Genomic DNA, 14,068 nt, shown 5'->3' with positions numbered 1-14,068 from the left:
AACCGGAGTTGAAAGCCCATCACGCAGCGAAACCGTATGCGAACGCATTGAAAAATCGTCAGCGGAACGATACGCGCAGCTGTCCATCAATCAGGACACAAGGGCGCGCCCAACCACCCGGAACGGGGGGCTGCGGCACAGGGGAGGCTCCCTGTCGACCCCCTGTGAGGTGGGGAACGTCACACACTTAACAAGGTTGACCGGTACGGAATTCAACCGTCGGCGAAGATCGGAATTCCCCCGCGCGCACACCCGCCGAATTCCCCGGCTATCGGCGGTGCACGCTCGGTGAACGTCCTCGCGCATTGGCGTCATCGACCGATCACCAATGATCACCCCGGTGATCAGAAGAGCGGTGTCACAGCGGCATGAGGCCGCGCAGAAAAGTCAGGTCGACGTGCTCCAGCGAGGGCACGACCGTACGCCGGACGGCCGCCGGGATCGGGGCCACGGAGGGCACCGCCACGACATGGCAGCCCGCCGCCTCCGCCGCGGCGACACCGGTCGCGGTGTCCTCGACGACCGCGCATCTGGCCGGGTCCGCGCCGAGGCCCGCGGCCGCGAACAGATACGGGTCGGGGTAGGGCTTGGTGCGCGCGACCTCGTCGCCGGCCACCGTCAGTCTGAAGTGCTGGGGGCCGAGCGAGGCGAGGACGCGGTCGATGATGCGCCGGTGCGAGGCGGAGACGAGAGCCGTGGGCACCTCGTGCTCGGCGAGTTCGGCGAGCAGCCGGGCGGCCCCCGGCATCAGGGGCAGGGCGCGGGTGATGCGGTCCTCGAAGCCCTCGTTGAGCAGGACGGACAGTTCGGCGAGGGTGATGTCGGCTCCGGTCGCCTCGATCAGGAATCCGGCGCTGCGGCTCATCGGGCCGCCGACCACCACATGGCGCCAGGAGTCGTCGAGGGTGTGGCCGAGACCGGCGAAGACCTCCACCTCGACGTCCCACCAGAAGCCCTCGGTGTCCACCAGGGTGCCGTCCATGTCGAGGAGCACGGCCTGGAGGGCCGAGCCCTCGGCCGTGCGGGTTACGGGCGCGGGAACCGTGCTGGTCATCCACGTACCTCCTTGAGGGACGAGCAGGCCGGTTCCCGCTGGGGAACCGGCCTGCAGTGGACCGACCAGTGTACGACTTATCGGATCAGCGTGCTCAGTGGCACACCTGTCACCGTGCGTTGAAGTACTTCGCCTCCGGGTGGTGGATCACGATCGCGTCCGTGGACTGCTCCGGGTGCAGCTGGAACTCCTCGGACAGGTGGACGCCGATCCGCTCGGGGCGGAGCAGCTCGGCGATCTTGGCGCGGTCCTCCAGATTGGGGCAGGCGCCGTAGCCGAGGGAGAAGCGTGCGCCGCGGTACTTCAGGGCGAACATGTCCTCGATGTCGGCGGGGTCCTCTCCGGCGAAGCCGAGTTCGGAGCGCACGCGTGCGTGCCAGTACTCGGCGAGGGCTTCGGCCAACTGTACGGACAGGCCGTGCAGTTCGAGGTAGTCGCGGTAGGAGTTGGACTCGAAGAGCTTGGCGGTCTCCTCGCCGATGCGGGAGCCGACGGTGACGACCTGGAGTCCGACGACGTCGGTCTCGCCCGACTCCTGGGGGCGGAAGAAGTCCGCGAGGCACAGGCGGCGGCCGCGGCGCTGGCGAGGGAAGGTGAAGCGGGTGCGTTCGTTGCCGTGCTCGTCCAGGATGATCAGGTCGTCGTCCTTGGACACGCAGGGGAAGTAGCCGTAGACCACGGCGGCTTCCAGGAGGTTCTCCGTCTGGAGCCTGTCCAGCAGGCCGCGCAGGCGCGGGCGGCCCTCGCTCTCGACGAGTTCCTCGTACGACGGTCCGTCGCCGGTGCGGGCCTGCTTCAGGCCCCACTGGCCCTTGAACAGCGCGCCCTCGTCCAGCCAGGTGGCGTACTCCTTGAGCTGGATGCCCTTGATGACGCGGGTGTCCCAGAACGGCGGCGTGGGGAGGGGGTTGTCGATGGCGACGTCCGAGCGGACGTGGCCCTCCTGCGGGCTCTCCTCGGTCTCGACGGCGGCGGCCGGGCGGACCCGGCGCTGCTTGAGCTCGGGCAGCTTGGCGCCGGGCACGCCCCGCTTGACGCCGATCAGGGCGTCCATCAGTCGCAGGCCCTCGAAGGCGTCGCGGGCGTAGCGGACCTCGCCCTGGTAGATCTCGTGCAGGTCCTGCTCGACGTAGGCGCGGGTGAGGGCCGCGCCGCCCAGGATGACCGGGTAGGTGGTCGCCAGGCCGCGGCTGTTGAGCTCCTCCAGGTTCTCCTTCATGATCACCGTGGACTTGACCAGGAGCCCGGACATGCCGATGACGTCGGCGCGGTGCTCGGTGGCGGCCTCCAGGATCGCGGATACCGGCTGCTTGATGCCGAGGTTGACGACGTTGTAGCCGTTGTTGGACAGGATGATGTCGACGAGGTTCTTGCCGATGTCGTGGACATCACCGCGCACGGTGGCCAGCACGATGGTGCCCTTGCCGTCGGCGTCGGTCTTCTCCATGTGCGGTTCGAGGTAGGCGACCGCGGCCTTCATGACCTCGGCGGACTGCAGCACGAACGGCAGCTGCATCTGCCCGGAGCCGAACAGCTCACCGACGACCTTCATGCCGTCCAGGAGGGTGTCGTTGACGATGTCCAGGGCCGGGCGGTCCCGCAGCGCGGCGTCCAGGTCGGCCTCCAGGCCGTTGCGCTCGCCGTCGATGATGCGGCGCTTGAGGCGCTCCTCCAGCGGCAGCGCGGCCAGCTCCTCGGCCTTGCCGGCCTTCAGGGACTTCGCCGTGGCGCCCTCGAACAGCTGCATGAGCTTCTGCAGGGGGTCGTAGCCCTCGGCGCGGCGGTCGTAGATCAGGTCGAGGGCGGTGCGGACCTCTTCCTCGCTGAAACGGGCGATCGGCAGGATCTTCGAGGCGTGGACGATCGCGGAGTCCAGGCCCGCCTTGACGCACTCGTCGAGGAAGACGGAGTTCAGCAGGATCCGGGCGGCCGGGTTGAGGCCGAAGGAGATGTTCGACAGACCCAGCGTCGTCTGGACGTCGGGATGGCGGCGCTTGAGCTCGCGGATCGCCTCGATGGTCGCGATGCCGTCCCTGCGGGACTCCTCCTGACCGGTACAGATCGTGAAGGTCAGGGTGTCGATGAGGATGTCCGACTCGAGGATGCCCCAGTTCCCGGTCAGGTCGTCGATGAGCCGCTCGGCGATCTCGACCTTCTTCTCCGGCGTGCGGGCCTGGCCCTCCTCGTCGATCGTCAGCGCGATCAGGGCGGCGCCGTGCTCCTGCGCCAGCCGGGTGACCTTCGCGAAACGGGACTCCGGCCCGTCACCGTCCTCGTAGTTCACGGAGTTGATCACCGCGCGGCCGCCGAGCTTCTCCAGCCCCGCCCGAAGGACGTCGACCTCGGTGGAGTCCAGCACGATCGGCAGGGTGGAGGCGGTGGCGAAGCGGCCGGCCAGCTCCTCCATGTCGGCGACACCGTCACGGCCGACATAGTCCACGCACAGATCGAGCATGTGCGCGCCCTCACGGATCTGCTCGCGGGCCATCTCCACACAGTCGTCCCAGCGACCGGCCAGCATCGCCTCCCGGAACTTCCTCGAGCCGTTGGCGTTGGTTCGCTCACCGATGGCGAGGTAGGAGGTGTCCTGCCGGAAGGGGACCGTCTGGTAGAGGGAGGCGGCACCCGGCTCGGGCCGCGGGTCACGCTCGACAGGCGTCGTGTCCTGGACGCGCTCCACCAGCCGGCGCAGGTGCTCGGGCGTGGTACCGCAGCAGCCGCCGATCAGGTTCAGCCCGTAGTCGCGCACGAACGTCTCCTGCGCGTCGGCCAGGCCCTCGGGGTCGAGCGGGAAATGCGCGCCGTCCTTGGTGAGGATCGGCAGACCGGCGTTGGGCATGCACAGCAACGGAGTGCGCGAGTGCCGGGCCAGGTAGCGCAGGTGCTCGCTCATCTCGGCGGGGCCGGTCGAGCAGTTCAGGCCGATCATGTCGATGCCCAGCGGCTCGAGCGCGGTGAGCGCGGCCCCGATCTCCGAACCCAGCAGCATGGTGCCGGTCGTCTCGAACGCCATCGACACCAGCAGCGGCACCTGAGTGCCGGTCGCCTCCATGGCACGCCGGGCGCCCAGGATCGACGACTTCGTCTGCAGCAGGTCCTGCGTGGTCTCCACGATCAGGGCGTCCGCGCCACCGGCGAGCAGGCCCTCGGCATTGGCCTGGAAGCCGTCACGCAGGACGCCGTAGCCGATGTGGCCCAGGGTCGGCAGCTTCGTTCCCGGGCCGATGGAGCCGAGGACCCAGCGCTGGCGGCCGTCGCGGGCACCGTAGGCATCGGCCGTCTCACGGGCGATGCGGGCACCCGCCTCGGACAGCTCGTAGACGCGGTCGGCGATCTCGTACTCGGCCATGGCGGAGTGGTTTGCGCCGAACGTGTTGGTCTCCACGCAGTCCACGCCCGCGTCGAAGTACGCCTCATGGACCGAACGGACGATGTCGGGCCGGGTGAGGTTGAGGATCTCGTTGCAGCCCTCGAGGTTCTCGAAGTCCTCCAGGGTGGGCTCCTGGGCCTGGAGCATGGTGCCCATGGCCCCGTCGGCCACCACCACACGGGTGGCCAGGGCCTGGCGGAGCGCGGACACACGGGTCCGGCTGTCGGCGGAAGGGGTCGGCGGCACAGAGGCCATGAAAGGGCTCCCTCGAATGCGACGGCTGTCGGCTTTGCCTCACCTCAGGATGCGGGAGGAACGGCTTCCCGAGGAGAGCGCACGCCGTCAGGGTAGCCGGGACGGGGGCCGTATGGTCAGGGCGTCCACGGGACGGACGGCGACGGCGGGCCGGCCGGCACTCCCGGCTCGGGCGGACGGCCGCGGCGTCACTCCGGGGGGACGAGTGGCCTGACGCATATCGACCGACCATTAGCGGAGAGTCGACATGGACCGGTAGTGTTCGGCATTGCCGAACGCCGGTACTTGACCGCGCGTTGACGGTCGAAGGGGAGGCAGGACGGCGATGGCACGGAACATCCAGTCGGTCGAACGGGCGGCCGCGATGCTGCGGCTGCTCGCGGGCGGGGAGCGACGGCTGGGCCTGTCGGACATCGCCTCGTCGCTGGGCCTGGCCAAGGGCACCGCCCACGGCATCCTGCGCACCCTCCAGCAGGAGGGCTTCGTCGAACAGGACGACGCCTCCGGGCGCTACCAGCTGGGCGCGGAGCTGCTGCGCCTCGGCACGACCTACCTGGACGTGCACGAGCTGCGCGCGCGTGCCCTGGTCTGGACGGACGACCTGGCCCGCTCCAGCGGGGAGAGCGTCCACCTGGGCGTTCTGCACCAGCAGGGCGTGCTGATCGTGCACCACGTGTTCCGGCCCGACGACAGCCGGCAGGTGCTGGAGATCGGCGCCATGCAGCCGCTGCACTCCACGGCTCTGGGCAAGGTGCTGTCGGCCTACGACCCGGTGGCGCACAGCGAGGCCCTGGAGGCCGACCGCAAGCCCTTCACGGACCGTACGGTGTGCGAGCTGGAGGACTTCGAGCACATCCTCGACGTCACGCGCGCGCGTGGGTATGCGGCCGACGTGGAGGAGACCTGGGAGGGTGTCGCCTCCATCGCCGCCCCCATCCACGACCGGCGGCGCATGCCCGTCGGGGCCGTCGGCATCACCGGTGCCGTGGAGCGGCTGGGCCGGGACGGGGAGCTGCGGCCCGAGCTGATCGCGGCGGTGCGCGACTGTGCCCGCGCGGTGTCGCGCGACCTGGGCGCCGGGCGCTTCTGAGCAGCCCGCGGACCTGAGAACCGCGTAAGAGCACACCGGGACGCCGGTCGGCGTTCCGGCTTTCGGCGTGTTCCGAAACATGCATCCAACGGGACATTCGCGGCGAGAGCGGAGCTCTGCCCGCAAGATCAACGGGAAGAGATGGGTCCCATCGATCAATAACGATCGCGTTTTCGATAACCGAACCCTTGACGCACACGTAACGCCGGAGCAAGACTCCCGTCCATCGGTCGGCATTGTCGAACACCTACCGGCAATACGCGCTAGAGTGTGACAACGCCAAGGACCGGCATCGCTCTCACCCCCGAGGGCGCCAGACCCCCGGAGGGACCCGGGGAGAACGGCTTCCCTGGACGAAGGACAAAGGAGTCGCGGGTGTCCAGCTCCGACATCTTCATCGGCGAGACCATCGGTACCGCCATACTCATCCTGCTCGGCGGTGGCGTCTGTGCCGCCGTCACGCTGAAGGCCTCCAAGGCCCGCAACGCCGGCTGGCTCGCCATCACCTTCGGGTGGGGCTTCGCAGTGCTCACGGCGGTCTACACCTCGGCGCCGCTGTCCGGCGCCCACCTGAACCCGGCCGTGACCCTCGCGCTCGCGATCAAGGACGACGACTGGAGCAACGTTCCGGTCTACTGGGCGGGCCAGCTGCTCGGCGCCGCGATCGGCGCGGCCCTGGTCTGGGTCGCCTACTACGGCCAGTTCCACGCGCACCTCACCGACAGGGAGATCGTCGGCGGCCCGGGTGCGCAGGCCACGGCGGCCAAGGCCGTCGAAGCGCAGGAGAAGGGCGCCGGCCCGGTCCTCGGCATCTTCTCGACCGGCCCGGAGGTCCGGGTCGCCTGGCAGAACCTCGCCACGGAGATCATCGGCACGATCGTGCTCGTGCTCGCCATCCTCACGCAGGGTCTGAACGACAAGGGCAACGGCCTGGGCACCATCGGTGCCCTGATCACCTCGCTGGTGGTCGTCTCCATCGGTCTGTCCCTCGGCGGTCCGACCGGCTACGCGATCAACCCGGCCCGCGACCTCGGTCCGCGCATCGTGCACGCCCTCCTGCCCCTGCCCAACAAGGGCGGCTCCGACTGGGGCTACGCCTGGATCCCGGTGGTCGGCCCGCTGATCGGCGGCGCCATCGCTGCAGGCATCTACAACGTCGCTTTTGCTTAAGAGCACCAGCCACACCCTGTAGTAATCAGCGCCGACAGGCAGCCCTTACCCACGGAACCCCAGGAGCACTCAGTGACCGACGCGCACACCGCCGGCCCCTTCATCGCCGCCATCGACCAGGGCACCACCTCCAGCCGCTGCATCGTCTTCGACCGCGACGGACGCATCGTCTCCGTCGACCAGAAGGAGCACGAGCAGATCTTCCCCAAGCCGGGCTGGGTCGAGCACGACGCCAACGAGATCTGGACCAACGTCCAGGAGGTCGTCGCCGGGGCCATCGAGAAGGCCGGCATCACCCGCGACGACATCAAGGCCATCGGCATCACCAACCAGCGCGAGACCACTCTGCTCTGGGACAAGAACACCGGTGAGCCCGTCCACAACGCCATCGTCTGGCAGGACACCCGCACCGACGCCCTGTGCAAGGAACTCGGCCGCAACGTCGGCCAGGACCGCTTCCGCCGCGAGACCGGTCTGCCGCTGGCCTCCTACTTCGCCGGCCCCAAGGCCCGCTGGCTGCTCGACAACGTCGAGGGCCTGCGCGAGCGCGCCGAGGCGGGCGACATCCTCTTCGGCACCATGGACACCTGGGTCATCTGGAACCTGACCGGCGGTGTCAACGGCGGCAAGCACTACACCGACGTCACCAACGCCTCCCGCACCATGCTGATGAACCTCCACACCCTGGAGTGGGACGACAAGATCGCCGAGTCCATCGGCGTGCCGCTGGCGATGCTCCCCGAGATCCGCTCCTCCGCCGAGGTGTACGGCGAGATCACCGGCGGCAAGCTGGGCGATCTGCTCGGCGGCATCCCGGTCGCCTCCGCGCTCGGCGACCAGCAGGCGGCCCTGTTCGGCCAGACCTGTTTCGCGGAGGGCGAGGCCAAGTCGACGTACGGCACCGGCACGTTCATGCTGATGAACACCGGCGAGAAGATCATCAACTCGTACTCCGGCCTGCTGACCACGGTGGGCTACCGCATCGGCGACGACAAGCCGGTCTACGCCCTCGAGGGCTCGATCGCCGTCACCGGTTCGCTGGTGCAGTGGATGCGCGACCAGATGGGTCTGATCTCCACCGCCGCCGAGATCGAGACGCTCGCGCTCTCCGTCGAGGACAACGGCGGCGCCTACTTCGTGCCGGCCTTCTCCGGTCTGTTCGCCCCGTACTGGCGCTCCGACGCCCGCGGTGTGATCGCCGGCCTCACCCGGTACGTCACCAAGGCGCACCTCGCGCGCGCCGTCCTAGAGGCCACCGCCTGGCAGACCCGTGAGATCACCGACGCCATGACCAAGGACTCCGGCGTCGAGCTCGCGGCCCTCAAGGTCGACGGCGGCATGACCTCCAACAACCTGCTGATGCAGACCCTCTCGGACTTCCTGGACGCCCCCGTGGTGCGCCCGATGGTCGCCGAGACGACCTGCCTCGGCGCCGCCTACGCCGCCGGTCTCGCCGTCGGCTTCTGGACCAGCACCGACGACCTGCGCGCCAACTGGCGGCGGGCCGCCGAGTGGACCCCCCGCATGGACGCGGAGACCCGCGACCGTGAGTACAAGAGCTGGCTCAAGGCCGTCGAGCGGACCATGGGCTGGCTCGAAGACGAGAGCTGACGAGCCTCCCCGAAAGCTCAGACGGCTCTGATGAGGAGTAAGAACCCGACATGACCAGTCAGTCCACCCTGCAGTCCGTGCCTGCCCTCGGGACGCGCCCGGCCTCCGGCTCCCTCCCGAGCCGCGCCGAGACCCGGGAGCAGCTCTCCAAGGCGTCGTACGACCTTCTCGTGATCGGCGGCGGCATCCTGGGCATCTCCACCGCCTGGCACGCCGCGCAGTCCGGGCTCAGGGTGGCCCTGGTCGACGCCGGCGACTTCGCCGGCGCCACCTCCTCCGCCTCCTCCAAGCTCCTCCACGGCGGTCTGCGCTATCTGCAGACCGGCGCGGTGAAGCTGGTGGCGGAGAACCACTTCGAGCGCCGTGCGGTCTCCCGCCAGGTGGCCCCCCACCTGGCGAACCCGCTCACGTTCTACCTCCCCGTGTACAAGGGCGGGCCGCACGGCGCGGCGAAGCTCGGGGCGGGCGTCTTCGCCTACTCCGCGCTGTCGGCCTTCGGCGACGGCGTCGGGCACCTGCTCTCGCCGGCCAAGGCCGCGCAGGACGTACCCGAGCTGCGCACCCAGAACCTCAAGGCCGTGGCCGTGTACGGCGACGACCAGATGAACGACGCGCGCATGGCGCTGATGACGGTCCGCGCGGCCGTCGAGGCGGGCGCCGTCGTCCTCAACCACGCCGAGGTCACCGGCCTGCGCTTCACCAGGGGCCGGGTCACGGGCGCGGACCTCAAGGACCGCCTCTCCGGTGACGAGTTCGGTGTCGACGCCCGGCTGGTGCTGAACGCGACCGGGCCGTGGGTCGACCACCTGCGCAGGATGGAGGACCCGAACGCCGCTCCGTCGATCCGGCTGTCGAAGGGCGCGCACCTGGTCCTGAAGCGGACCTCCCCCTGGAAGGCCGCGCTCGCCACCCCCATCGACAAGTACCGCATCACCTTCGCCCTGCCCTGGGAGGACATGCTCCTGCTGGGCACCACCGACGAGGAGTTCGAGGGCGACCCGGCGGACGTCTCGGTCACCGAGAAGGACATGGCGCAGATCCTCGACGAGGCCGCGTTCTCCATCCGCGACCAGCAGCTGAGCCGTGACCTGATCACCTACTCCTTCGCGGGTCTGCGGGTGCTGCCGGGCGGCCCCGGCGACACCGCCAAGGCCAAGCGGGAGACGGTCGTCACCGAGGGCAGGGGCGGCATGCTGTCCGTCGCGGGCGGCAAGTGGACCACCTTCCGTCACATCGGCCGTACGGTGATGCAGAAGCTGGAGGCGCTGCCGGGACAGCCGCTCGGCGACGACTTCGAGCCGATCTCCTCGCTGCCGAAGAAGCTGCCGCTGCCCGGCGTGGCCAACCCGCGCGCGGTCGCCCACCGTCTGCTGGTCGACAACCCGGCGCCCGGCCCGCGCATGGCGGCCGACACCGCCAAGCACCTGGCCACCCACTACGGCTCGCTGGCCTTCGACATCGCCCGCCTGGCGAACGAAAACCCCGAGCTGCGCGAGCGCGTGCACCCCGACGCCCCGGAGATCTGGGCGCAGGTCGTCTACGCCCGCGACCACGAGTGGGCCGAGACGGCGGACGACGTGCTGCGCCGCCGTACGACCCTGACGATCCGCGGCCTGGCCACGGACGAGGTGCGCGGCAGGGTGCAGGACCTGCTCGACAAGAAGTGAGACCTCGGACCGGCGCTCTCCCCTGACCAGGGCCGGTTCGCGCGCGAGGGGCGGCTCCGTCGATCGGAGCCGCCCCTCGCGCATGCCCGGTTGTCGGTGCCGGGTGTTCCAATGGGCGCATGAACATCGATCAGGCCTCCCCCGAGGACCTCGCCGCGCTGCGCGAGGCGTTCGGCGTGGACGACGGCGGCGAGTCGGCGCTGGGCTGGGAAGCGGTGCACGCCTTCGAGGCGGACCACGGGGTGGTCCTGCCGGAGCCGTACCGCACGTTCGTGGCGGAGATATCGGACGGGTCGTTCCAGGGACCGCCGTCGTACGGGCTCGTGGGCCTGGCCGAGAGCGCCGAGGGGCAGGACCTGCGCAAGCCCTTTCCGCTGACCGAGCTGTGGGTGTGGGAGGACGACGACGGGGGGTACGAGGACCCCGGCGCCGTCGTCGGACAGGTCGTCCACCACGGTTCGCTGAACCTGGGCACGGACGGGTGCGGGATGGACTGGCACCTGATCGTCAGCGGTACCCAGCGAGGGCATCTCTGGCTCGTCACGGGCGAAGGCGCGCTGCCGTACGGCGCCGAGTTCGGCGGTACGACGGCCGAGGCCGGCTTCACCGGATGGGTGAGGCACTGGTCCGGGGGCCACGACTGGTTCGAGGCCGAGTGAGGCGCCGAAGTCGCTGACCAGGGTGCCCACATCGCGGCGTCCAGTGCCGCGACAGGGCGGTCCGCTCGATCGGCGCGAGGCTGCTGTCCGACACCCCGCATGACCTCGGAGAACCGTTGCCGGACCCTCGTTCGAGCGATCCGGGGGTGGTTGTCCGATCACTCCCCAGCAGCGGGCTGACGTGCACATAATGTCTGAGACATCCGATGTCTGAGCGGATGGACACAACGGATGGTCGGAAAGCGACAGGGAGGCCGGTCATGGCAGTCACCGACGAGGCGATCGAGAAGATCAAAGGGATGATCGTCTCGGGTGCGCTGCGCCCCGGCGACCGGCTCCCCAAGGAGAGCGAACTCGCCGCCGACCTGGGCCTGTCCCGCAACTCCCTGCGGGAGGCGGTGCGGGCGCTGTCGCTCATCAGGATCCTGGACGTGCGTCAGGGCGACGGGACGTACGTGACGAGTCTCGATCCCCAACTGCTGCTCGAGGCACTCTCCTTCGTCGTGGACTTCCACCGAGACGACACGGTCCTGGAGTTCCTGGCCGTGCGCCGCATCCTGGAGCCGGCCGCGACCTCGATGGCCGCCCTGCGCATCAGCGAGCAGCAACTGGACGCGCTCGAAGCCCAGTTGGACAAGCTGGGCGAGGCGCCGTCGGTGGAGGAGCTTGTCGCCAGCGACCTGGAGTTCCACCGGGGCATCGTGCACAGCGCCGGCAACTCGGTGCTGTGCTCGCTGCTGGACGGACTCTCCGGGCCCACCACCCGCGCTCGGATCTGGCGCGGGCTGACCCAGGAGGACGCGGTCAGCGGGACCCTGCGCGAGCACCGGGCGATCCTGGCGGCGCTGCGGGACCGGGACGCGGAGGCGGCCCGGTCCTGGGCGACGGTGCACATCGCGAGCGTGGAGCAGTGGCTGAGATCCACCCTTTGATCTCCCTTTGATCTCCCTGTGACAGGTGCCGTCCGAGAGGGGACTGACACGGGGTGTTCGAGAGTGACGAACGGGGCAGTGATCCGTTCACTCCCCCGTGCAAGGGGGCTGCGGGCGCCCGCGCGGAACGCCGTAAGGTTGGGTGGTCAAGCGAGGGCACGTCGGAAGGAGGCGCTGGGTGATCGAGCTCGAGGGGGTTCCCGAGCTGATCGACCCGGTCATGGTGGCCGCGTTCGAGGGCTGGAACGATGCCGGCGACGCCGCCTCCACCGCGGTCGCGCATCTGGAGCGGGAGTGGAAGGGCGAGGTGTTCGCGGCGCTGGACGCCGAGGACTACTACGACTTCCAGGTGAACCGGCCCACGGTGTTCATGGACGCCGGCGTGCGCAAGATCACGTGGCCGACGACAAGACTGTCGGTGGTGCGGGTCGGCGGCGAGAAGCCGCGGGACCTGGTGCTCGTCCGCGGTATCGAACCGTCCATGCGCTGGCGCTCGTTCTGCAACGAACTGCTCGGCTTCGCGCACGAGCTCGGCGTCGAGCTGGTGGTCATCCTGGGTGCCCTGCTCGGTGACACCCCGCACACGCGTCCGGTCCCGATCAGCGGGACGACGTCCGACACCGACCTGGCGCAGCGGATGGACCTGGAGGAGACCAAGTACGAGGGTCCCACGGGCATCGTCGGTGTCCTGCAGGAGGCGTGCACGCACGCGGGTGTGCCGGCGGTGTCGCTGTGGGCGGCCGTACCGCACTACGTGTCGCAGCCGCCGAACCCGAAGGCGACGCTGGCCCTGCTCAACCGGCTGGAGGACCTGATCGACGTCCGCATCCCGCTGGGCGAGCTGCCCGAGGACGCGCGCGCGTGGCAGGTGGGCGTGGACCAGCTGGCGGCGGAGGACAGCGAGGTCGCCGAGTACGTGCAGACACTGGAGGAGGCCCGCGACACCGCCGAGCTGCCGGAGGCCTCCGGCGAGGCGATCGCCCGCGAGTTCGAGCGCTATCTGCGGCGCCGGGACGGCGGCGGTCCACCCGACCCCGGGGAGCGGACGCGTCCGCCGAAGCCGCCGAAGCCGAGCGGGGACGTCTCCGACGAGGACGACTCGTCGGAGGAGTGACTCGGAGGGCTGAGAACGGGCGGTGTGCCACTGGGCGCACCGCCCGTTCCTTCATGCGGACACGGCGACCACCGAGTACGCCGTCTCCGGCGTCGGCGTGGTCGTGAAGCGTGCGTTGGGCAGGTAGAGCCGGTTCCCGTACGCGGCGACGGTGGTCGGCACGTCGAAGTCCGCGTCCGTGATCCGGCGCCGGAAGACACCGCTGCGGCCGTCGCCGGCCAGCGTGAACACGTCGATCGCGTTCTGCCGGTTCTGTACGGCGTACAGCGTCCGTCCGGCGCGCAGCAGGCCGTCGCCGTAGGTGAGCGGAGCAGCGTCGCCGAGGTCTACCAGGCGGGTGACGCCGGTGCGCGGGTCGACGCGGTGCAGTCCGCCGGCCCCGCTCTGGACGACCAGCAGTGCCGAGCCGTCCGGGGTGCGGGTGATGCCGTTGGCGTTCACCGATCCGTCGTCGACCTGCTTCCAGTCGCCGCTCAGAGGGAGGCGTACGACATCGGCGGCGTCCGGGAGTTCACCGTGCCGGCCGAGCGGCAGGGCGTACAGGGTGGGCTGGAAGGAGTCCGTGAACCAGGCCGCGCGCGGGGTGAGGAACACGTCGTTGGTGAATGTCGGCGTGCTGGTGGCGAGCTGGTAGGAGGCGAGGATCTCGCCGCTGCGCACGTCCACGACCCGGGCGCCGGCATCGCGTGCGGCGACGAAAAGCCGCCCGCGGTCGTCGAGTTTGAGGCCGACGGACGGGGTGCCGGGACCGGCCGAGATGATGCCGCCCTCGCCGGTGCGCAGGTCGGCTCGGTAGATCGAGCCGTCGCCGAGCGAGCCGAGGTAGGCGTGGGGGCCGTGGCCGACGGCGATGCCCTCCGGCCGGAAGCCGTCGGGCAGGGGGATCACGTCCGGCCAGGTGGCGGCGGCGTGGGCGGGCGTGCCGAGGGAGGCGGCACCTAAGGTCGCCGCGCCGATCGCGAGCAGTCTGCGGCGCGAGAGGGAGTGTGCGAAGGAACCGTGTGTCGGTGCCACGGGTCGTCCTTCCGCGTAGGGACCGGCAGTTGGCCGGTCCAACGGTCAACTACCGCCCCACCTCACCACAGGTGCCGCCGTGGTCACAGCTTCTCGTGGCCGGTCCACAGCATTTCGACAGTAAGAGCTCCG

10 protein-coding genes are annotated in these 14,068 nt (G+C 69.8%); 7 read left to right on the top strand and 3 right to left on the bottom strand.

Translation table 11 applies throughout. The annotated features are described in order from the left end of the window. Positions 1-358: 358 nt before the first annotated feature. Positions 359-1,054, bottom strand: a complete 696-nt coding sequence (locus ACIBVL_RS27155) for an HAD family hydrolase (RefSeq protein WP_399100746.1) — start codon at positions 1,052-1,054, stop codon at positions 359-361. Positions 1,055-1,163: 109 nt separating this feature from the next. Beyond that, positions 1,164-4,679 carry a methionine synthase gene (gene metH / locus ACIBVL_RS27150; RefSeq protein WP_399100744.1) on the bottom strand — a complete coding sequence of 1,172 codons (3,516 nt, stop codon included), beginning with the start codon at positions 4,677-4,679 and terminating at the stop codon, positions 1,164-1,166. A 325-nt stretch (positions 4,680-5,004) separates the two neighbouring features. On the opposite strand from metH, the gene ACIBVL_RS27145 reads away from it, so the two are divergent. The 7 genes from ACIBVL_RS27145 (at position 5,005) to ACIBVL_RS27115 (ending at position 12,922) form a co-directional block, all read left to right on the top strand. Next, positions 5,005-5,769 carry an IclR family transcriptional regulator gene (locus ACIBVL_RS27145; RefSeq protein WP_399100742.1) on the top strand — a complete coding sequence of 255 codons (765 nt, stop codon included), beginning with the start codon at positions 5,005-5,007 and terminating at the stop codon, positions 5,767-5,769. A 375-nt stretch (positions 5,770-6,144) separates the two neighbouring features. Continuing rightward, positions 6,145-6,939 (top strand): MIP/aquaporin family protein, encoded by a 795-nt coding sequence (locus ACIBVL_RS27140; RefSeq protein ID WP_399100740.1) that lies wholly within the window; start codon positions 6,145-6,147, stop codon positions 6,937-6,939. Between the two features lie 72 nt (positions 6,940-7,011). Next, positions 7,012-8,550, top strand: a complete 1,539-nt coding sequence (glpK, locus tag ACIBVL_RS27135) for a glycerol kinase GlpK (RefSeq protein ID WP_399100738.1) — start codon at positions 7,012-7,014, stop codon at positions 8,548-8,550. A 50-nt stretch (positions 8,551-8,600) separates the two neighbouring features. Then, complete coding sequence (locus tag ACIBVL_RS27130; protein WP_399100736.1) at positions 8,601-10,217, top strand: FAD-dependent oxidoreductase; 1,617 nt, start codon at positions 8,601-8,603, stop codon at positions 10,215-10,217. Between the two features lie 119 nt (positions 10,218-10,336). Continuing rightward, positions 10,337-10,876 (top strand): SMI1/KNR4 family protein, encoded by a 540-nt coding sequence (locus ACIBVL_RS27125; RefSeq protein WP_399100734.1) that lies wholly within the window; start codon positions 10,337-10,339, stop codon positions 10,874-10,876. A gap of 260 nt (positions 10,877-11,136) precedes the next feature. Then, positions 11,137-11,808 carry a FadR/GntR family transcriptional regulator gene (locus ACIBVL_RS27120; protein ID WP_399100732.1) on the top strand — a complete coding sequence of 224 codons (672 nt, stop codon included), beginning with the start codon at positions 11,137-11,139 and terminating at the stop codon, positions 11,806-11,808. Between the two features lie 178 nt (positions 11,809-11,986). Then, positions 11,987-12,922 carry a PAC2 family protein gene (locus ACIBVL_RS27115; RefSeq protein ID WP_399100730.1) on the top strand — a complete coding sequence of 312 codons (936 nt, stop codon included), beginning with the start codon at positions 11,987-11,989 and terminating at the stop codon, positions 12,920-12,922. Positions 12,923-12,973: 51 nt separating this feature from the next. On the opposite strand, the gene ACIBVL_RS27110 is transcribed toward ACIBVL_RS27115, so the two are convergent. Then, positions 12,974-13,936 carry an SMP-30/gluconolactonase/LRE family protein gene (locus ACIBVL_RS27110; RefSeq protein ID WP_399100728.1) on the bottom strand — a complete coding sequence of 321 codons (963 nt, stop codon included), beginning with the start codon at positions 13,934-13,936 and terminating at the stop codon, positions 12,974-12,976. Between the last annotated feature and the right edge of the window lie 132 nt (positions 13,937-14,068).

Source organism: Streptomyces sp. NPDC049687, from assembly GCF_044465285.1.
Taxonomy (GTDB): Bacteria; Actinomycetota; Actinomycetes; order Streptomycetales; family Streptomycetaceae; genus Streptomyces.
Note: the sequence above shows the minus strand (reverse complement) of the source record. Positions and strands in the feature narration are given on the sequence as shown.